This is a genomic window from Pseudobutyrivibrio xylanivorans, assembly GCF_008935055.1.
Lineage (GTDB): Bacteria > Bacillota > Clostridia > Lachnospirales > Lachnospiraceae > Pseudobutyrivibrio > Pseudobutyrivibrio xylanivorans_A.
In genome coordinates this window covers 1-21,807 of record NZ_CP043029.1, presented here as the reverse complement: position 1 = coordinate 21,807, position 21,807 = coordinate 1, and the positions used below count along the sequence as shown (strand labels likewise).

General features: G+C 35.0%; 19 protein-coding genes and 1 pseudogene. 19 read left to right on the top strand and 1 reads right to left on the bottom strand.

Annotation, left to right across the window (positions count from 1 at the left end; all coding sequences use genetic code 11):
• Positions 1-3 precede the first annotated feature (3 nt).
• The 19 genes and pseudogenes from FXF36_RS15435 to FXF36_RS15340 all read left to right on the top strand — a co-directional run bounded on the left by FXF36_RS15435 (position 4) and on the right by FXF36_RS15340 (position 20,925).
• Positions 4-1,065 (top strand): acyltransferase family protein, encoded by a 1,062-nt coding sequence (locus FXF36_RS15435; protein ID WP_243143621.1) that lies wholly within the window; start codon positions 4-6, stop codon positions 1,063-1,065.
• On the top strand, positions 1,031-2,254 hold the full coding sequence (locus FXF36_RS15430) for a hypothetical protein (protein WP_151625891.1): 1,224 nt from the start codon (positions 1,031-1,033) through the stop codon (positions 2,252-2,254). The genes FXF36_RS15435 and FXF36_RS15430 overlap by 35 nt, the downstream gene beginning before the upstream one ends.
• Before the next feature lie 23 nt (positions 2,255-2,277).
• Complete coding sequence (locus FXF36_RS15425) at positions 2,278-3,450, top strand: radical SAM protein (RefSeq protein ID WP_151625889.1); 1,173 nt, start codon at positions 2,278-2,280, stop codon at positions 3,448-3,450.
• Positions 3,419-4,544, top strand: a pseudogene (locus FXF36_RS17040) (polysaccharide pyruvyl transferase family protein). Before FXF36_RS15425 ends, FXF36_RS17040 begins: the two are co-directional and overlap by 32 nt.
• An 11-nt stretch (positions 4,545-4,555) precedes the next feature.
• Entirely contained in the window at positions 4,556-5,737 is a 1,182-nt protein-coding gene (locus FXF36_RS15410) for a Coenzyme F420 hydrogenase/dehydrogenase, beta subunit C-terminal domain (protein ID WP_151625883.1), read from the top strand.
• Positions 5,738-5,761: 24 nt separating this feature from the next.
• Entirely contained in the window at positions 5,762-6,814 is a 1,053-nt protein-coding gene (locus FXF36_RS15405; protein ID WP_151625881.1) for a glycosyltransferase family 4 protein, read from the top strand.
• A 34-nt stretch (positions 6,815-6,848) separates the two neighbouring features.
• Positions 6,849-7,988: a glycosyltransferase WbsX family protein gene (locus FXF36_RS15400; RefSeq protein ID WP_151625879.1), complete on the top strand. Its 1,140-nt coding sequence runs from the start codon at positions 6,849-6,851 to the stop codon at positions 7,986-7,988.
• A 43-nt stretch (positions 7,989-8,031) separates the two neighbouring features.
• The gene (locus FXF36_RS15395) at positions 8,032-9,183 is read left to right on the top strand and encodes a glycosyltransferase WbsX family protein (protein WP_151625877.1); all 1,152 of its coding nucleotides are present in this window, start codon (positions 8,032-8,034) and stop codon (positions 9,181-9,183) included.
• A 19-nt stretch (positions 9,184-9,202) separates the two neighbouring features.
• Positions 9,203-10,498 (top strand): glycosyltransferase family protein, encoded by a 1,296-nt coding sequence (locus FXF36_RS15390; protein ID WP_151625875.1) that lies wholly within the window; start codon positions 9,203-9,205, stop codon positions 10,496-10,498.
• 216 nt (positions 10,499-10,714) lie between these two features.
• Entirely contained in the window at positions 10,715-11,566 is an 852-nt protein-coding gene (locus tag FXF36_RS15385) for an O-antigen ligase family protein (protein ID WP_167511440.1), read from the top strand.
• 214 nt (positions 11,567-11,780) lie between these two features.
• Entirely contained in the window at positions 11,781-12,863 is a 1,083-nt protein-coding gene (locus FXF36_RS15380; protein WP_151625871.1) for a polysaccharide pyruvyl transferase family protein, read from the top strand.
• Complete coding sequence (locus FXF36_RS15375; RefSeq protein ID WP_151625869.1) at positions 12,841-14,343, top strand: MATE family efflux transporter; 1,503 nt, start codon at positions 12,841-12,843, stop codon at positions 14,341-14,343. The genes FXF36_RS15380 and FXF36_RS15375 overlap by 23 nt, the downstream gene beginning before the upstream one ends.
• A 23-nt stretch (positions 14,344-14,366) precedes the next feature.
• A complete protein-coding gene (locus FXF36_RS15370; protein ID WP_151625867.1) occupies positions 14,367-15,407 on the top strand; it encodes a Coenzyme F420 hydrogenase/dehydrogenase, beta subunit C-terminal domain in 1,041 nt (346 codons plus the stop codon).
• A gap of 104 nt (positions 15,408-15,511) precedes the next feature.
• Positions 15,512-16,003, top strand: coding sequence for an acyltransferase family protein (locus FXF36_RS15365; protein WP_167511439.1), 492 nt, complete (start codon positions 15,512-15,514; stop codon positions 16,001-16,003).
• A gap of 788 nt (positions 16,004-16,791) precedes the next feature.
• Complete coding sequence (locus tag FXF36_RS15360; protein ID WP_151625863.1) at positions 16,792-17,142, top strand: hypothetical protein; 351 nt, start codon at positions 16,792-16,794, stop codon at positions 17,140-17,142.
• Entirely contained in the window at positions 17,132-17,494 is a 363-nt protein-coding gene (tnpB, locus tag FXF36_RS15355) for an IS66 family insertion sequence element accessory protein TnpB (protein ID WP_072919712.1), read from the top strand. The genes FXF36_RS15360 and tnpB overlap by 11 nt, the downstream gene beginning before the upstream one ends.
• A 269-nt stretch (positions 17,495-17,763) precedes the next feature.
• Positions 17,764-18,900 (top strand): IS66 family transposase, encoded by a 1,137-nt coding sequence (tnpC, locus tag FXF36_RS15350; RefSeq protein WP_151625861.1) that lies wholly within the window; start codon positions 17,764-17,766, stop codon positions 18,898-18,900.
• A 53-nt stretch (positions 18,901-18,953) separates the two neighbouring features.
• A complete protein-coding gene (locus FXF36_RS16765) occupies positions 18,954-19,190 on the top strand; it encodes an IS66 family transposase (RefSeq protein ID WP_263008665.1) in 237 nt (78 codons plus the stop codon).
• 55 nt (positions 19,191-19,245) lie between these two features.
• The gene (locus FXF36_RS15340; protein ID WP_151625859.1) at positions 19,246-20,925 is read left to right on the top strand and encodes a site-specific integrase; all 1,680 of its coding nucleotides are present in this window, start codon (positions 19,246-19,248) and stop codon (positions 20,923-20,925) included.
• Between the two features lie 147 nt (positions 20,926-21,072).
• Here the strand turns inward: FXF36_RS15340 and FXF36_RS15335 are convergent, their stop codons facing one another.
• Positions 21,073-21,327 carry an HI_0787 family protein gene (locus FXF36_RS15335; protein WP_524538441.1) on the bottom strand — a complete coding sequence of 85 codons (255 nt, stop codon included), beginning with the start codon at positions 21,325-21,327 and terminating at the stop codon, positions 21,073-21,075.
• Positions 21,328-21,807: the final 480 nt, after the last annotated feature.

The following is a 21,807-nucleotide window of genomic DNA, read 5'->3' as shown; positions in this document are numbered from 1 at the left end:
GGAGTGAATAATAAGAGAGATGTATGGGTGGACAATGTAAAAGTTATCGCCTGTATATTGGTTGTCTTGGGGCATTTTTTTCAATCGATGGTAAAATCAGATATACTTCCAAAGACAACACTTTATGGATGGTTTAATGATACAATTTATTACTTTCACGTACCTTTGTTTTTTATTTGTAGCGGTTTTTTATATCAGAAATATTCTAAGGTGGTAGATTTTTCATCTTGGAAGAAGAGTGTTTTGAAAAAATTCTTGGCATTAGGAATTCCTTATTTTGTATTTTCTTTTGCAACCTGGTTTTTGAAAAAAATGTTCTCATCTTCTGTAAACGATGAACTTGGAGGTATTGTAGATACATTAATCTATCATCCTGCATCACCATATTGGTATTTATATGCTTTGTTTTTTATGTTCGTTATTACTTTGACGACAAAAAATGTAAAAAATCAAATCGCTTTATTGATTATAGCATCGATTCTTAGAGTGCTGTTTAGCATAGGTGCTTTTTCAAAGTTTAGCCAAGTTTTTATAATTAGTAAATTATGTGAACATTGGGTATGGTTTATTATAGGGATGATGCTCGCTTACAATTATGTAAAGTATGTAAATGCTTTGATTGGCGTGGTGATGTTCGTTGTGTTCTTAATTGGTTCTTTTATAGTTCGTTTTTGGGGAGCAGGAGTTGTTGCGAATGAAGGACTGATGAGGTTTGTTTTAGCTGTATTAGCTTGCTATTCAGTGATTAGTATTGCACATTCCTTGTTTGAAAATGATGTTCAAAATAAATGTTGGCAGTTTTGCGCTAGATATACTATGCCTGTATTTTTGATGCACACACTGTTTGCTGCACCATTGAGAAGCGTATTATTTAAATTTGGTATACACAATTCTATTATTCATGTTGCTGCAGGATTAGTTATTAGTTTTTTAGGACCTGTTGTTGCAATGATTATTTTGGAGAAACTAAAACCATTAGATTTTATTGTTTATCCAACTCGTTATATAAAGATAGGAAAAGGGGTAAAAAATGGAAACAATTGTACTAAAGAAAATAATTGTTAATGGCAACAGGGCTGAATATGAAACTGAGTATCCACAGGCAGTAAAGCAGGTACTTAGATTTGAAAAGAATTTTTTCATCGAGATGCCTGAAGGATATAATCTTGAGGAAGTCCCAGAGTCGGTATTAACTATCACTTATGTGGGTGCAATGCTTGGAATAGCAATGGTGTTTGATTGTGATATTAAGGTTAATAGTATCGATAAAGAATATTATGAAGATATAAAAGAGCTCCTTGAAGTTTATAGGGGAATGTACCCAAGACTAGCATGCAACGTGAATATTATCGCTAATAATATTGAACAGAACGGCAGAGCAGATGGCGATACAGCGTCACTCTTCTTTACTGGTGGAGTAGATGCTACCAGTGCAATGATAGAGGTTGAGAAAACACATCCTATTCTTGTGAATATCTGGGGTGGCGATGTGCCATTTGATGATGTTAATTATCATGAGCATTTTGTTAATTATTTAAATAAGCTTAAAGACAATACAGATGTAGCAGATTATTGTTTTATTAAGTCTAATTGTAGAATCTTAGTTAATGAGCCTATCATTGATAAGCTTTATAGAAAAAAGATTGATAGAGTAGATTACCACGGATATTGGTCAAGTATAGCTCACATTGTTGCTATGTCAGCTATAATGGCGCCTCTTGTATATTTTAAGGGTATTAAGACACACTACATTGGTTCTTCTTATAAAGCAGATAGTGGTGCTTTCAGAGGTGATGGAAATAGCGTAGATATTATCTCTAAAATCCATTACTTGGGATGCAAATTTGAAGCTTCTGACAGTGATATTACTCGTGTTGAGAAGGCTAAGAAAATTGTAGATTATCAAAAAGCTAAAAATTCAGAGCTTTTAAATTTACGAGTATGTTGGTACAGAAAAGGCGAAAAGAATTGTTCAAATTGTGAGAAGTGCTATAGAACAATTATGGAAATCGCATCTAACGGTGGAAATCCAAATGAGTTTGGATTTGATGTGGATGATGCCAAATATGACGAAATTAAGAAATATTTGGAAACAACGGTTGTAAAGAAACCATTCTGGGAAGCTACAAAAGATAATTTTAAGCTTTATAAAAATGATAATCTTTGGGATAAGAAGCTGGAGTGGATGTGCAACATTAAGATAAATAGCTTAAAGGCATATTACAAAACTGTTATTAAGAAATTGTTTAAATAAATAGGAGTTGAAAGGGAGATAAAATGGCAGAGAAGAAATTAAATGGGACCGTAATTGTAACTTACAGATGTAACGCACGTTGTTCAATGTGTAATAGATATAAGGCACCATCAAAGCCTGAGGAAGAAATCTCAATCGAGACAATCAAGAAGCTTCCTAAGATGTATTTCACAAACATCACAGGTGGTGAGCCTTTCATCAGAACAGATATCAAGGATATCGTTCGTGAGCTTTATAAGAAGTCAGATCGTATCGTTATTTCTACAAATGGTTTCTTTACAGACCGTATTGTAGATCTTTGTAAGGAATTCCCACAGATTGGTATTCGTATTTCAATCGAAGGTCTTGAGCAGACTAACAATGAGATTCGTGGTCTTGAAAATGGATTCCAGAGAGGATACCAGACACTTAAGAAGCTTCGTGAGATGGGTATGACAGATGTTGGCTTTGGAATGACTGTTCAGGATAAGAATGCTCCTGATCTTGTGCCTCTTTACCAGCTTTCAAACGAGATGGGAATGGAGTTTGCTACTGCATCTCTTCACAACAGCTTCTATTTCGTAGAGGCGAAGAACATCATTAAGGATCGTCCAATGGTTGCTCAGAACTTCGAGAATCTTGTTAATGAGCTTCTTGCTAGCAAGAGTCCTAAAAAGTGGTTCAGAGCTTACTTTAACCACGGACTTATCAACTACATCTATGGACAGAAGAGACTTCTTCCTTGTGACATGTCATTTGATACATTCTTTATCGACCCATACGGCGATGTAATGCCATGTAATGGTACAAAGGACAAAGAGGTCATGGGTAACCTTAATGAGCAGTCTTGGGATGAGCTTTGGAATTCAGAGGCAGCTGAGAAGGTTCGTTCAAAGGTTAGATGCTGTGATCGTGATTGCTGGATGATTGGTTCAGTCTCACCAGCTATGCACAAGTACATTTGGGTACCACTCTGGTGGGTAATCCGTCACAAGGCTAAGTTCTGGACAAAGAAGAAGTACAGCATGTACGAGAACAAGATTGTTCGTGATCTTCGCGATGGCAAGGTTACAAAAGAGGACCTTGATAAGTGTAGTACATGCGATATGTGTGCAACAGTAAATAATGGTCTTTCAGCAGCTTCTATGGAGCAACTCAAGGATAGAACTGGTGAAGAAATTGTAGATGCAGATATTGCAGCACAGTTACGTAAGTAATAGTTGTTATTATAAAAATGTTTATTTGAATGAGGAAGTAATGAAAGTAGGAATAATTACATTTCATCGAGCAGTAAATTATGGGGCAGTTCTACAGGCGTATGCATTGCAATATGCTGTTGAAAAATTGGGGCATAAAGCAGAAATATTAGATTATAGATGTGAAGAAGTTGATAGAGCAGCTTCACCTTTATTAGGTTTTCGTAAAGGTGAAGGCTTTAAAACTGCAACTAAGAAATTGATTTTTAGAACTAGAAAGAATGTTTCTTTTAATTCTTTTATGAAGAATTATATTCATTTGTCTAAAAAGGCAGTTACACATGAGGATCTAGTTAAGCTTTCGAAAGAATATGATTCATTTTTCACAGGAAGCGATCAGGTCTGGAATTATGGTTGTGCAGGAAATGATAAAGCCTTTTTTTTGGACTTTGTAGATGAAGGAAAAAGAAAACGCCTATGCTGCAAGCTTTGGAACAGAGAAGCTGTTTGATGGAGATCCTTTCAATTATAAAAAATTATTAGCTGATTTTAATAGTATTTCTGTAAGAGAGCGAAGCGGTGTTGATATTGTAAAGTCTGAATCTGGAAGAGATTCAGAGGTTACTTTGGATCCAACATTACTGTTAACAAAACAGGAATGGATGTCTGCCGTTGGTAAGCGACCATTAAAGGAAAAGTTTATTTTTGTATATTACATTCGTGAATCAAAGGATTTGCTTGAATATGCAAAGCGTCTTTCAGAAAAAACAGGTTATAAGATTGTAAATGCCAAAAATAGTCCTGAATTTTTTGCAAAGTGCTCACCAAGCGATTTCCTTGCATGGATTTATTATTCAGAATACTTTGTTACTAACTCATTCCACGGAACAGTGTTTTCATTGTTATTCAACAAGAAATTTGCTATTGAGCTTGATAATGGAAAGACTGTAAATAACCGCTCAAAGGAATTGTTAGAGACAGTAAAGGTAGATAGAACTTTATCACTTGATAATATAGATAGAATCAATGAAGAAACTGATTATTCAGCTGTGGAGTGTATCCTAGAAACAGAGAGAGCTAAATCCATTGAGTTTATAAAAAAGGCACTGGGATAAGGGCAGGAATAATGATAAAAATAGATAAAAGTACGTGTACTGGATGTGGTGCTTGTGCCAACATATGTCCTAGAAATGCAATTGAAATGATTCAGGTTGATAAAGGCTTTTATTATCCTGAAATTACAGAAGACAAATGTGTTGGATGTGGTCTATGTGATAATGTCTGTCACGCAGATGCAGATGTTAGCTTACACGATTCAGATGATGCGTTTTTGTTCGTAAATAATTCCATAGAAACTAGAAAGAATAGTTCTTCTGGTGGTGCATTTTCAGTATTGGCCAATGCTTTTATAGAAAAGGGCGGATATGTAGTTGGTGCTGAGTTTGGTATGGATTTTTCTATTCAGCATAACATATATAATGACAAGGAAAATGTGAAAAGGTTTCAGACGTCCAAATATGTTCAGAGCAATACATCCGATGTCTACAAGAAGACATATGATTTGCTCAAGAATGGGGAGCGGGTTTTATTTTCAGGAACCCCTTGTCAGGTGTCAGGCTTGATTACATATTTGAGCAGAAAGAATTGTTCTACAGAAAATCTACTGACAGTGGATTTCATTTGTCATGGAGTAGGTAGTCCAGCTTTTTGGAAAGATTGTTTGAAGTACTATTCTCGAAATGGTAAAAAGCAGATTGTTGATGTTAACTTCAGAGGAAAGCCTAGAGCTGGTAAGTTACAGAATTTGTATATTAAATATGCGAATGGTAAAAGGTTCTTTGCTCCATCAACAAATTTAGAGATTTTTTATTATCATTTCTTGAAGAATTACATTCTTAGAGAATCGTGTTATAAATGCAAATATTCGGCCCTGGGAAGGGTTTCAGATATTACACTTGCTGATTGTTTTAAGTTCGGAGAAGATACAAAACATTTGAACGATGGAGTTGGAACATCATTCTTGATAATGAATACTACAAAAAGTATGAATTATATTGAAGAATTCCAGCAGGCAGGAAAAATTCAAAAAATAACAAAAGCGGATTACATCCAGCCTAATATGCAGGAGGCTACGCCAAAGCCTTCATTATACGAAGAGTTTTGGAAGTCATACGAAAATGGTTTTGATTCTGCATTAAGAGTAAGCGGATATAGTAACAGCAAAAATTCATTGAAAAGAAAGATTGCTGCCATAGTATATATGCTAAGACTTGATTCTGTTGTAAAGAAAATTAAAGCTGCAAAATAGTAGATTTAGAGATGGAGAGAAATAATGAGAAAAGTTCTCTATATAACTAATATTGAAGTTCCATATAGAGTAAAGTTTTTTAATAGTTTGTCTGAAAGAACAGACCTTACTGTTTTATATGAGCGTAATAACTCCGCGAATAGAAACAGTGAGTGGGCTAAGAGTGTGAATGCGTCATATAAAAAGCATTTCTTAGAAGGATTGAAGATATCAAATGAGAATTCTTTCTCGTTTAAGATATTTAAGTATTTAAATGGCAACTATGATGATATTATTATCAGTTGTTTTAATAGTCCTGTTCAAATGATGGCGATACTTTATTTAAGGTTGAGGGGAAAGAAATATATACTCAGCTTTGATGGAGAACAATTTATTGGTGAATCAGGACTGAAAAATCATCTGAAGAAATTTTTTATTAAGGGCGCAGATAAGTATTTGGTTGCAGGAGAAAAGTCTGCAGAAAATATTAAGAAGCTAGTAGGTGACAAAGAAGTATTTCCATACTATTTTAGTTCTTACACAGAAGAAGAGTTGACTAAGAATCAAGTGGATTGTCAGCCAAGAGAAAAATACGTACTGGTTGTAGGACAATACTTTGATTATAAGGGACTTGATATAGCACTTAAGGTCGCTAGATTAGACCGTACGATAAGATATAAGTTTGTAGGAATGGGTAAGCGCACTAAATTGTTTGTGAAAGAGCAATTGTTTGAAGAAGATACCAATATTGAAGTAGTACCATTTTTACAAAAGAAAGATTTGATTACTGAGTATAAGAAGGCGGGAGTATTACTATTACCTTCACGAAAAGAGTGCTGGGGATTAGTTATTAATGAAGCAGCATCATTTGGTACACCAATTATATCAACAGTTGGAAGCGGCGCTGCAATGGAGTTTTTGCGCGGTGAGTACGAAAAATATTTATTTAGTATTGATGATACTATTGGTATTCAGGGAGCGATTCATAAATTACTTACCCAGGAAGATGGTGACTATTCTAGATATTTGATAGAAACTGGGGCACATTATAGCGTAGAAAAAATGGTTGAAGCACATGAAAACGCTTTAAACGTGTAATAATACAACTATTTTGGTATAGAAGGAGTTATTGATGAAAGCAAGAGTTATAGCATATTATTTACCACAATTTCATCCAGTACCTGAAAACGATAAGTTTTGGGGAAAGGGATTCACAGAATGGACTAATGTAGCTAAGGCAAAGCCTTTATTTAGAGGACACGTTCAGCCAAGAATACCTGCAGATTTAGGTTTTTATGATTTACGATTAGCGGAAGTCAGAAAAGAACAGGCGGAACTTGCAAAGGAAGCGGGCATAGAAGGATTCTGCTATTGGCATTACTATTTTGGAAATGGCAAGCAGGTTTTGGAAATGCCATTTAATGAAGTTGTTAAAAGTGGTGAGCCAGATTTCCCTTTCTGTTTAGGATGGGCAAATCACGATTGGACAACAAAGACTTGGGATAAGGGAAAGTCATTAGCAAAATCCACAATGATTTTTAAGCAGGAATATCCTGGAGAAGAGGATCATATTAATCACTTCAACAGTTTATTACCAGCTTTCAAAGATCCTAGATATATTAAGGTTGATGGAAAGCTCTTGTTTGCATTATTTGGCGCAAAGCGATTTGAAAACTTAAAGGGATTTATGGAGCTTTGGAATAAGCTTGCTAAGGAAAATGGATTTGAAGGATTCCATTTCGTAGCGCTTGCTCCATCATTAGGAGAGCTTGATGTAAAGGTACTCAAGAATCCGGAGGAAGCAATTAGAAAGAACTTCGAGTGGTACTATGAGAATGGTTTTGATGCTGTAAACTCTATCAACTTAAAGTATGCAGAGTTAAAGACTGGCGGAACATTACATAAGGCATTCTATGGATTTATTAGAAAAATCAAGTGGCTTTCAGCGGTAGAAAAATATGATTATAAGAAAATCATGTCGAACTATTACACAGAAGTAGATAAGGATGAGAGAGTATACCCACAGCTTTTAGCAGGCTGGGATAGATCTCCTCGTTCTGGAAAGAATGCTATTGTTTACTACAATAACAATCCAGAGACTTTTGGAGAAGCAGCTAGAAGAGCGATTGAGACTGTACAGAATAAAGAGGACCAGCATAAGATTATTTTCCTTAATTCATGGAATGAGTGGGGAGAGGGTGCATATATGGAGCCTGATCAGGAATTTGGTAAAGGCAAGATTAATGCATTAAGAAAAGAGTTAGAGGATTAGTATCCTAAGGTTAGAGAAATATAGATATAAGGAGAAATACTTTATGAAGATAATAGCATTCTATTTACCACAGTTTCATGATATCCCAGAGAATGATGAATGGTGGGGTAAGGGGTTTACAGAATGGACTAATGTAAAAAAAGCCCAGCCTTGGTTTGAAGGACATGTACAGCCTCGTATCCCTGTGAATGATAACTATTATAATTTGTTAGATGATGATGTAAAAGTTTGGCAGGCTGAGTTAGCAAAGAAATATGGCATTTATGGATTTTGCTATTATCACTATTGGTTTAACGGAAAACTTCTTTTAGAGAAGCCAATGGAACAGATGCTTCAGAATAAGGATATTGATTTGCCATTCTGTATCTCTTGGGCTAATGAGCCTTGGACAAGGGCATGGGTAGGTGAAAAAGAAGTAATCATGCCACAGTATTATGGAGATATCACAGAGTGGAAAGCACATTTTGATTATCTATTACCATTCTTTAAGGATGACAGATATATCAAGGTAGATGGTAAACCATTCTTTGTAATCTATAGAGCAGAAGCTGTTACAAATTTAAATGATATGTTAGATACCTGGGATCAGATGGCAAAGGAAAATGGATTCCCAGGAATGTCATTTGCTTATCAGGATGTAACATTCGACTTGATTGAAGGTCGAGACGATAGCAGATTTGATTACAATATCGAATTCCAACCTACTTATAGTCGAACAGATAAAAATATTGGAACAGGAATCAAATCAACACGTCTTTGGAGAACACTTAGAACTATTAAGAGAAAGATTAACGTGTTGAAGGAGCAGAGAACAGGTGTTGATGCTGTACGTGCTAATGAGAGGGAAAAGACAGCTGTAAGCAGGGAGGACTTTGCTGAGGCTTGGTCATATATTCTTAATAGAAAACCTGCATCAGAGAAGAATATTCCTGGTGCGTTTGTAGGTTGGGATAACACTCCAAGAAAAGGAATTAATGGTTGTGTTTCTGTTGGTGATACACCAGAGGCTATTAAGGAATGCTTTAAGAAACAGATTATAAATGCTCGCGATAATTATCATAAGGATATGATTTTTGTACACGCGTGGAATGAATGGGCTGAAGGCGGATATCTTGAGCCGGATAACAGATTTGGTTATGGCAAGCTTGAAGCTATCAGAGATGCATTACAAGAGACCAATGAATTCCCTTGGTAATTACTATGTGGAGTAATAAATGAAACGAATAAAACCTAAGTATAAAAGAATAGTTTTAACAATTTCATATGGAAATTATATTCACGGCAAGGGTGGTACTGATAAGGTAATAAAAGCTCATCAGGAAATATTAAATAACAGAGATATTTCTGTTATTCATTTATACAGAGCTTATTCTATAGGTGAGAAAATAAAGATACATAGAAATGATGTGTGGAGACTTCTTTTGGACGGAGTGGATTGTGGTTTGTTTTCCACAAATGAAGTTATTAATACCATTTATACGTTGAATAGCGAAGACTATGATGTATTGAATGTTTTTATTCATCACATAAAGAATATTCATATAGAGCAGCTTAGTAAAATACTACATAATGTTAATTGCAACATATATTTTTATTTGCATGATTATTTTACTGTATGTCCAGCATCTGGATTGATTAATGAGCAGGGAATATTCTGTAACTCTGATAAACCAAATGAATTAAAGTGCAAAGGTTGTACTTATTTCAATGAATCAATCCTTGATAGATTAGATGATATAAGTGATTTGTTTAATACATATAGAGAACGTCTTACTTTTGTAGCCCCTTCGGAAGTGGCAAAGAATGTTTGGATAAAGACATATCCAGATTTCGAAAATAAGACAATTGTTATATATCATCAAAAGATGGTGGGACACTATTTAAAAAATAAGACTGAAAAAGATGAAAATGTTCCTCTAAATATTGCATTTGTTGGTTATCAACGTCCTTTAAAAGGCTGGGACATTTGGTTTGATGCAGTTAAAAATATTCGTAACAGTGTAAATTACAAGTTTTTTCAATTTGGTACTGTGAATACACATGTAGATTATATTGAAGAAGTTGAAGTTGATTTTACTAAGAATTTAGACTCGATGATAATTCAGTTGAGAAATAATAATATTGATGTTGCTGTATTGTGGTCTTTGTGGCCAGAGACCTATAGCTATACTTTTTATGAAGCAATGTCAGCTAATGCGTTTATATTGACTAATAATAAAAGCGGGAATATTGCATACCAAGTTGGACAACTCAAAAATGGTATAGTTGCTGATAATATAAACGATTTAGAAAAATTATTATCAGATGAACAGGGATTAAGAAGTAAGGTTAACAGCTTTAAGTTGAATGCAGAACCTGGACCATTAGAGCTACATGAAAATGATGAACTTCTATCACTGATTAAGTTTGATAATCCTGCAACTTGTAATTGTACTTGCTCCAGCGTGTTGGAGAGGATTAGTTTAAGGATTTATAATGTTGTTTTGTTCTTGTACAAAGAGTTAAAATGAGAGAGTTGCTATGTATATAAAGATAGATAAGAAAAGGTTTTTAGAATATTTACCAGTATTTGTTTTTTATGGTATGGTTTCGCTATGGGATGGGATGGTAGGATTTTTCCAGGAGCGGCATATTATGCTAATAGAATTCTATACGTTGTTTCCATATGTGTATTACTATATATCAATAAGGAAAAAAGAAAATACTTTAGCTTGATTTTGCCTCTAATGATGGCTTCAGTAATTGCCTTCTTCAATAATGCTGACATTGCTAACAACTATACAATTTCTGCATGGAGTTGCTGCTTCATAATGTTATTTTATTGTGCTGGGAATAATTTCAATAGATGGCATGATTTCTTTTTGAAATCGTTGTCTGCAATTGGTGCCTTCTATGCATTCACAACGCTTCTGGCGATGGTAGATTCTCATTTCTTTATGAATGTATGTATTCCTTTTTTCGCTGGTTATGGATATTCAAATCAAATGATAAGCTTATATAACCAGGGATATATTACAGGTTTTTCACCTCATTATAGTACTACAGCCATATATTTAGCGGTAACCTTTGGGGCACCATTGGCTTATGGATTTGCTACAAATTTTAAAAACAAAAAGATGAATATTCTAGCGGTGGCTATTTTTGTAAGCGTATTAGTCACAGGTAAACGAGGTCATACGATATTCATTATCGCTGCTGCTATGGTTATATATCTATTGGTTCATTGTGACGAACCAGTAAGGCGATGGGTAAAGATAATTATAATTATTGTAGTTGCCGCGGTGATATTATATATAGCTGCTCAGTTTGTACCACAGCTTATGAATGTTGTAAATCGATTCATAGAGACAAAAGAAGCGGGTGATATTGAGATGGGACGAGGTCAAACTCGAGCTGTAGCATTGGAGGTTTGGAGGCAGCATCCTTTCTTTGGAATAGGATGGAATGCTTTCTTATATTTTTATGCTGGTATTATTGGAAAAAAGCTGAATGTACATTGTGTTTACGCACAGTTATTGTGCGAGACAGGTATAATTGGATCTCTCCCATTTTTCTTTTTTTCATTTCCTCTATTATAAAGGCAATTATATTATTGCGTAGATATACTTTGAATAAAGAGGATAATTCCATTAAATTCAAGGCACTAATTTATTCAGTTTTTGTGCAGATTTTTTTCCTGTTATATTGTATAACTGGAAACCCATTGTATGATTATCCTACACTTTTTACATACATGATGGGATGTGCTATGAGCGAATATTATTGGTTAAATAGAAAAGAGAGAGCATTAAATTGAAAAAAATAGGAATTTTAACTTTTCATTTCGCATATAATTATGGGGCTATGCTTCAGGCATATGCATTGAAGGAGTATCTTTCAGATGGTAATGAGCTTGAATTCATAAATTATCAGCCAGAAAGAACAAGAAATATATACACAACTAATCCTTTTATTTTCGGAATGCATCCAAAGCTTGTTTTACAAAGAACACTGGATTTTCCTAAAAAGAATAAGCAGGCAAAGGTATTTGAAGATTTTAAAAATAAATACTTAGAAGTTAACGACAAGCCATTCTTTTCACTCGAAGAATTGAGAACTGCATTGAATCAGCATGATCTTAATGTATTTGGAAGTGATCAGATCTGGAATCTTGATATTACTGGTGATACTCCTGAGTACTACGGTGAGTTATGTAATAGCGAAAAATGTAATATTGTATATGCTGGCAGTTTTGGACACGATAAGCTTACTGAAAAGGAAAATGATTATATAAGTATCATGTCAAATTTTGACAAAATATCAGTAAGAGAGAGCTATGCAAAAGATATTCTTGAAGAAAAAGGTATTAATTCAGTACATGTTTGTGATCCCGTATTCCTTTTAGATAGTACTAGTTGGGAAGCTTTAACGAGAGAGCCAGCTGGTATCAAAGGAAATAGGTTCATATTGTATTATACACTTAAAAATGATAAAGAGCTTACTGAAAGGGCTAATGATATTGCTGAGAAGTTTGGATGTAAATTAATATCAATTCATCCAAATGCAAATAAGATTCTCGTTGGAAAACAACTGTATGGAATCGGTCCACAAGAATTTCTATGGTTAATAAAGAATGCTGAATATATATGCACTAATTCATTTCATGCATCAGCATTTTCATTAATTTTTCGAAAAAAATTAGTTCATTCTCAGTTGGAAAAGGGAAAGGGGAGAGTTCAATCTCTTTTAGAAACAGTCAATTCTAAAAAAGGCATGGATAGCAACGGGATAGAATGTATGGATTTGTCAAAGATAGACGGAACTAAACTAGTTGAGTATGTAAATAAATCGAAAGAGTATTTGGCGAATATTTATGAGAAAGAAGAAAACAATTAAAAATATAATTTTTGGATTTGGTACCCAGGTCATTATTATAGTATTAGGACTTTTCATTCCACGTTTGGTAATGTTAAATTATGGTTCTGATACAAATGGATATACAGCAACTATTCAGCAGATATTTACGTATATGGCTCTTATGGAGGCAGGCATAGGACAGTCAACACTGAATTCATTATATGAGCCATTTGCAAAAAAAGACAAACTTTCTGTATCTCAGAGAATGAGTGCATCCCGCGCTTATTACAGAAAGGTAACAAGGTGGTACGCATTATTAGTGGTTGCAATGTCGGTAGTACTTCCATTTGTGCTTAATACTAGTATTGATAAAGTCGTGGCTGGTAGCGTTGTATTTTTTGAAGGAATGAGTGCTGTAATTTGCTTCTATTATTTTGCTTGCTGGAAACAGTTATTACAGGCAGATGGACGATACTATGTAGTTCAGGTCATCACAATGATTAATTCAGTATTGGGATATGCTATTAAGATAATCCTGGTATATATGAGCGTTAATATTGGTATCATTCAGTTTGCATTCTTTATTCTTTCACTAGTTCAACTTTTGATATATAAGATTTACACTCAGAGACATTATCCTTGGGTGGACTTTAATGCAAAACCAGATCCTATCGCGTTGAAAGATCGAAAAGCATTCATGGTATCTCAAATTGCTACTACTATTTTTTCAAGTACAGATATGATTGTACTTTCAATAATAGGTTCAACAGCGCTTGCAAGTGTATATTCGATTTATGGTTTGATTTTTAATAACCTTCTTAAAATCTTAAACGCGTTATATTTTGGTGTTGTGTTTTTGTTAGGACAAATGTGGCAGAAGGATAAGAAGGAATATGTATACTTGCATGATGCATTTGATGTTGGTTCACATTGGTTAATTACTTCAAGTATGTCAGTTGCATACATTATGACTATTCCATTTATATCTTTATATACCAAGGGTGTAGAAGATGTTCAATATATTTATGCTAGTTTGCCTTTATTATTCTGTCTTGTACAGATATTCTCATGGAATAGATATGTTAGTGGAAATTTGACAGCTATAGCTGGATATGCAAAGCCAGTTAGTAAGGTTTCAGCAATAGAAGCATTTCTTAATCTCTCATTATCTATTATTTTAGGTATTAAATTTGGGATTGTAGGTGTTCTTTTTGCAACTATGATTGCTTTACCTGTAAAGATTATATACTGTTTATTTTTATCAAATACAGTAATCTTAAAACGTTCAATATGGGTATCGACAAAGATTATTCTTACAAACTATATTATGTTTGGACTCTGTGTTTTATATACACATTTGAATCCTGTAAAGGTAGATTCTTTTAAGTCATTTGCATTAGATACTATAATAGTTTGCTTGATTATTTATCCACTTTTTGCCGTACTAAACGTACTATGTTCACCTTCGCTGGTAAAGCATTATTATCCAAGAGTAATGGCAAGAATTAGACAAAAGTAGGGATAAATTTGAGGATATTTAATATGTTAGATTTTACTGTAGAAGAAGCAGGGTTTGATTACACCAGATTAAAAGCTTATTCTGGTTATTATTTAGATGAGAATAATCTATTGAAATCGGCGTCTGGCGGAGCAGCGTCTGTTCTTGCTGAGTCAATAATTAATCATGGGGGTATAGTATTTGGCGTTTCATATTCTAGTGATTTTAAAAGAGCAGAATGGAGATGCGCTAGTAATTTACAAGATTTAGAGTGTTTAAGAAACTCAAAGTACTGTGAGTCTACTAAAGAAATAATTGTCGATGGAGAAGCAAGGAGTTTGTATCCCTTTGTAGAAGAAAAGATAAAAGAGGGGATACTTATTCTCTTCATCGGTCTCGGATGTGATGTGGCTGCTCTCAAGAGTATGTGTGAAGCTAAAAAAATAGATGTAAGCAATTTATATACTGTTGAGATTATTTGTCATGGACCAACATATTCTTTTGTTCAAGAGCAATATATTACAATGTTGGAAAAAGAATATAAGTCTTCTGTTATTAGTTTTTCTATTCGGTATAAAAAGAATGGATGGATGCCTAGTTATGTTCGTGCAGAGTTTGCCAATGGGGATGTTTTTGAAAAACTACGTGGTGAAACGGAGTTCGGAATTACTTTTGAACACCTATCAAAATTAAGCTGTTACAACTGTAAATTTAAAGGTGCTAATCATAAGGCAGATTTAGCTTGTGGTGATTACTGGGGATTAACAAAATCTATGAAAGGTTGGAACGACAATGGCGTATCTCTATTATTAGTTCAGACTAATAGAGGAGAAGAGCTTTTGCAAATGATAGATGAAAAAGCCTTTCACATTGAAGAAGCAGACATTGCTTTGGCATTAAAAAACAATCCTTTATATTACAAGTGTAGAGAAAAAGATGAGCACTATGATAAATTTTTAAAAATGATTAAAGAACGAGGAATCCACTATGCAGTAAATCATTATCCTACTACCCCCAAAAAAAGGATAAAAAGAGCAATTAAACGTTATCTCGCAAAGAGTGTAATAAATACCATGAAGAAATGATAAAATGTAATATTAATGAATTGAGGTGATAGTAAAAAACGGATGGTAAAATGCTTAGAATGTTGAAATGAATGGCTTGGATTAAAGCAGAAGGAGAGATAAAGTTGAAAAATGGACTTTCGAAACAGATAACAAAAGCCGTATATGGATTTGCAATTTTGATAATGATATATCATCATTTGTTTTTAGATCCAAGCAGAATAAGTATAAGTTATTATTCGGTGTTAAGTATAAAGGTGGGGAATATAGCACTAGAACAGTTGGTAGCATGGTTCTGTAAAATTTGTGTTGCAATTTATGCATTTATTAGTGGATATGGATTGTATCGTTCGGCATCGGGAAGTAAATATGTCAAACCTACTACCAGGTTACAAGAGAATTATAAATATGTATTGAAACATTGTCTGCAGCTATTAAAAAAGTATTGGGTAGTTTATATGGTGTTTTTGCCATTTATTATTGCATTTGAGCTTGAGGGTTCTGTTAAGAGTAATTTAAGTGATTTGTTTTTGGGGTTGTTTGGGTTAAGCCCTAAATTCAATAGTGCATGGTGGTACATCAAACAATATTTTTTATGCTATTGTTGTATCCATTAATTGATTTTATGTTTCTAAATTTTAAAGAGAAAAGATTATACATTGTGCAACAGGCTCTTAGAGGTATTGCACTTATAATGTTTTTAGGAGTGCATTTCAATAAACCAATTGCACAGATATGGCAATTATTAGGCTCATATTATATTGTATATCAATATATAGAAATTTTTATAATTGGATATATATGTTCAAAGTATTTACTCTTTGAAAAAGTAGCAAAGATAATGGAAAAACATGAAAAAATAAGTCATATTCTATGCGCAATTTGTTTAATTGCTTGTGTTTTTATTCGTAGCTATTTTTGCCGAAGCGCTAGTGATATAAAGTTGGATGCCTTGATTATTGCTCCTTTTATATACTGTATTGCATATTTTGTTGACCATATACCTAATTTAAAAAGGTGTCTCCAGTACTTTGGTGGATATTCGACGTACATGTGGTTGGTACATATTTTCTTCATATATAGGTTTGGAAATTTTTTAGTAACATTTAGTCATATTTCGATATTAATGTATATTTCAGCCATAATTGTTAGTGTGCTTTCAGCGAAAGTATTATGTAAAATGGAAAAAATCATATATAATCGATTTACCGTTTGCTAGAAATCAGCATGTTGTTGGTAAACGTTAAATCATGAGTACCTCGTTCCATTTGTTCGGATTTGAGATAATTCTGTATAGCAACTATGGATTGTATGGAAACTATGGACATAGTTCTCATACAAGTCATAAAACCCGAACATACAGGAGGATACTCATATGAAAAATTCAGCTGCCTTAAAAAGACAGATGCGTTATCAGCAATGGGTTGAAGAAGTTAAAGACTTCAATTCCAGACCCAAAGACATGACAGTTCGTGAATGGTGTGCCCTTCACGATATTAAAACACCAACCTTCTATGATCACATGAGACGAGTTCAGGACTATTTCGCAAGTCAGCTTCAGACTACAGATGAATCTAATCAGATGGTTGTTAGTGAACCGACTTTTGTTGAACTATCACCTGCTATTACCGAACCAAAACCAGTAACGTATGGTGTAGCKTCAATCATTTGTGGCAATGCGMGTATAGAAATATCAGAAGATATTTCGGAAGAGTTTCTATTAAAACTGATAGGAGCAATAGGCCATGCTCAATGACACTACCAGTTTTAAGAAGATATACATTGCTACAGGTTACACTGATCTTCGCCAAGGTATTGATGGACTGGCATCATTCGTAAAGCTAAGATTCAATCTAGATCCTTTTGACAAGGATACCTTGTTTTTATTCTGCGGAAGAAAAGCAACCAAGATAAAAGGCCTTGTATGGGAAGGCGATGGCTTCCTCCTTCTTTATAAAAGACTTGAGGTTGGTGCTTTTGCCTGGCCTAGGACTGAGTCAGAAGCTCTGGCAATTTCAGCTGAACAGTATCAAAGGTTAATGAGCGGTTTTACTATAGTCGCTAAACATCCGATTTCAGAACTCAAAGAGCCTAAAGAAATCGTTTAGTTTTGTATAAAACAGAGAATTTTGGGGCGCCCAGAAAACGCTGATTTTAAGCGATTTTCTTCTTGTTTAAAGTCTTGAATAAGGCTCATATGTGGGCATATTTTCTCTGGAAATACCATTAAATCAATTGAAAAGGCTTGTTACTAGCCTTTCATATATAAGCTCTGTGAAGCCTACAAACATAGGCATTATGACGAATGCTGAAGTGCTGAAAATTAGCGTAAATACTGCATTTCAGCTATAATAGTTCCATAAGAAATGGAGCGATTATGTCAGTTAAATTCACAGAGGAACAACTGAATAACTTTGACAAAGCAATGCTAATACAGCTGTTTTTAAATCAGCAGGAGCAGCTTGAATCTATCGATAACAAGATGCAGCTTTTACTGGAGCAGATAGCTGATATGAACCGTCAGCGCTTTGGTCGTTCATCTGAGAGATCTGATGAATCTAACCAACTGTCATTTACCATCGAGGATGGTGAAATCATTTTCAATGAGGCTGAAGCCTTTGTAGATGATTACTTTGATGATGACGATGAAGGAACTATTACCGTCACTAGAAAGAAATCTAAAGGCAAAAAGGAAGAAGATATCAAAGGTCTTCTTGTTGAAGAAGTCCCTCATGAAATGACAGAGGAAGAGCTTAAGAGCTTCTTTGGTGATGAAACCTGGAAGCGTCTTCCCGACGAGGAATATATAAGGTACAAATACACACCAGCCTCTGTTTCAGTTGAGAAACATCTTGTGGCTGTTTATTCTGGTTCCAAATCAGAACGAATGGTTAAAGCTAATCATCCTAAGCAGCTACTTAGAAACAGCCTTGCTTCAGCAAGCACTGTTGCGGGTGTTTATAATGCTAAATACGTAAATGCGATGCCGCTATATCGTATTGAAGCTGAGTATAACCGAGTTGGTATTAATATTTCACGCCAAACAATGTCTAACTGGGTTATCCAGTGCGCTGACAGATATTTAGCAGTCTTTTATGATTATCTTCATGAGCATCTGTATGACTACCACGTAATCCAAGCTGACGAAACACCTTGTCTCGTTAACAAGGATGGTCGAAATGCTGGTTCAAAGAGTTACATGTGGGTTTATCGAACAGGTAAGATGTACAAGGATAAACCGATTGTAATCTATGATTACCAGCGGACTAGAAAGTCCGATCATCCAAGAGAATTTCTCAAGGATTTCAAAGGCATCTGTGTTACAGATGGCTATCAGGTTTATCATTCCATTGAAAAGGAACGAGAAGACCTGACAATCGCAGGATGCTGGGCGCATGCAAGACGCCGATTTGATGAAGCCTTAAAGGCTACACCAAAGGATAAACAGAAATCCTGCACTGCGAATAAAGCTTTGAAGATGATTCAGGCTATCTATCGCGAGGAGAAAAACTAAATGACCTTTCTCCTGCCGAAAGATATGAACATCGACAGCTCACTGTCAAGCCTCTGGTTGAGGCCTACTTTGCGTGGGTTCATAAAGTTGAACCAAGTGTATTAGCTAACAGTAAAACTCATAAAGGATTACAGTATTCAATCAACCAGGAACAGTACCTAAGAGTCTTCCTAGAAGATGGAGAAGTTCCTATGGATAACAACGCTGCTTTATCCGAAGGAATTACTTATCTGCATTTTTGCTCTGAAATGCTGATAACAATGCATCTTGCAGAAAAAAGTGTCGCATAATAATCGGGATCATGCCTATAATAAAATCACCATAATGCAAAGGGGGTGATTAATTATGGCACGACCAAGGGACATACGCTTTTATGATCGAATTGATCCTAACGATCAAAAGAACAGACCATGGCTATTGGAGTATTGTACTAACAGCAGAAAACTCTGCGAGTACATGGAACAAAAAGGTGCTGGAAGCACTGCTCGATTCTATACCATCAATCTTCTAACAATCCTATACGAGTACTTACTAGAATCAGATATCATGTATTCTGATTCTGTTGCAGAGAAGTGGTTTTCAGAAAGACAGCCCCATATCAAGGGAGAAAAGATTACGCTGGACAGGTTGATTGACATCTATAAGTTCGGTGAAGTGCAGCCAATCCATGCATATCCATTCGTCCTGCCATATACGGATGCATTATGTCCGATGTGGAAAGATCTTCTTACGGAATATCTGGATACAGTAGACCACGCAGAAAGAACCAAAGAACAAATAAGAAACTGCATAGCAAGATACCTGTATCGTCTGCAATCATGGGGGATAACCGTACCGGAAAAGATCACGTTCGATGTTATCGAAAGCTATTGCCAGATAGACGCACATGCCTCTGATAATTCTAAGGTGCGCTATACTTATGCAATAGGTGATATTATGAACTACATGGCAGATAAAGGATTATGTATCCATGGTCTTGCGTGGTATCCATATTTTAGGATGCACAACCGAATTTTTGATATCAAAGATTTTGCTGATGATCAGATATCAGAGATCGAAGGGGCTCGGGAGATAATCAGTTTATTATCAGCAGAAGGATTTGCTAGGCTGATACCGGTTTTTCTGAATGATTTCACGGCGGCCGGATACAGCGATTCACCGTGTAAAACTGCAAGCTACGTTCTGCACAATCTTCTTTTGTTTATGGAGATTAACGGCCTGAATTACAGCAAGGCAGTTGCTGATGTATGGCTAGAACATGAAACGACATACCATCACAACGGAAACTCATGGAAGCAGGCATGGAGAGTTATTTATCTCTTTGATGTCTTTGTAAAAGAAAAAAATCTTGCCATAAACACAATACAACATTGTAAATCGCTTAAGTGTGAGATGCTGCCGCCGTGGTGCAAAACGGAACTTGATTCCTATCTGAAAATAAAAAAGAAAGAAGGATGGTCAGTATCTACAATAAATATGATCCGCTCATCCGTAACACGTTTTTGCGAGTATCTCGTATGCTCCGGGCTTACATCATTTTTTGAGGTTAGTCCGGAAGTGATAAAGGATTTTAACCTTAACGACAGGCATGAAACTCCGGAAGGGAAAAATGCATATAATGTCAGGATTCGAAGGTTCATTAGATACCTTGAGCGGAAAGAAATCCTCCCATTTGGAATAAATGAAGCATTGTACTGCGCTTCAGAGAAAAGGGAACATATTGTAAAAACATTATCATCAGAAGAAAAGGATGTCATCAATAGCAAGAATTCATCTGCCAATACGCCCATGGAACTTAGAGACACAGCAATCCTACTATTGGGCATAAAAATGGGACTACGATCAATAGATATTACATCCCTCAAGTTATCAGATATAGACTGGGACGGACAGACTGTGCGTATCGTGCAAGAAAAAACGGATCACGAAATCATCCTGCCTATGCCGGTAAGTGTTGGCAATNCCATTTATAGATATATTACAGAAGGTCGTGCAAATRAAAAGACTRTDAACACCTATTTATAATAARATATTGTATACTTAATATTAGATTAAWTATTCTAATAGATCTATTGGAGCATTTCTAGAAATAATAATTGCCCTAAATAATGTACCACCTTTAGCTTCACTCTATTTTTTACCTACAATTAAAAGGGGGGCTCCTGGTCAGTTTTAAGTGTAAATCAACACTCCAGTCATCATTCTTGTATCTATCTCACTTATGGATAAAATATGCTTTGCTACTGATAAAGTAACATCATATACATTCGTTCCGTAAAAATCATTAATCAACATAACCTTTACCAAGACAGTTTCCAAGCTATCGTTAGCTAGATTCTTCTTAATGAAACTCGAGATGTATTTCACTTTTTCTTCGTATTTTTTCCATTGTTCATTATATACTTCTTTCCAATCACAATTATATATTTCGTTTTTCGTAAACGGTAAACCATAGGTACCGCCTTAAATTAATACCGCCCACTCAAGTGGCTCACTTTCAAATCAGCGTTAGTAGCTCAAAATGAAAATGTCACAAGAGGGTGCGGAAGTTACTTCACTGGTTTTCTACATTCACTTGGAAGTTCATMTGAAARGATACAATATATACATAAWACTTCTATCTGTGTCATCCAGATGCTCTGGAATTACAGTAAGAAGATATTTGAAATACTCATAAGGTTTAAGGTTATTCGCCTTCCGTTTCGGCTATRTCKTAAKCSTGATATTKTWVTTTCTTACATATGTAACGMACAWCTCATTAGTAGTTGWATYTWMATAWGGTTCRATAYATRCAAAAGTTTCATTATCAACTCCGGCTGCATACCATCCACGCTCTGTTGGTTTCCAGTCAGCGGCCTGAATAGTACCATTAGCAAACAAATAGGTATCATCCGAAAAACCTACGTA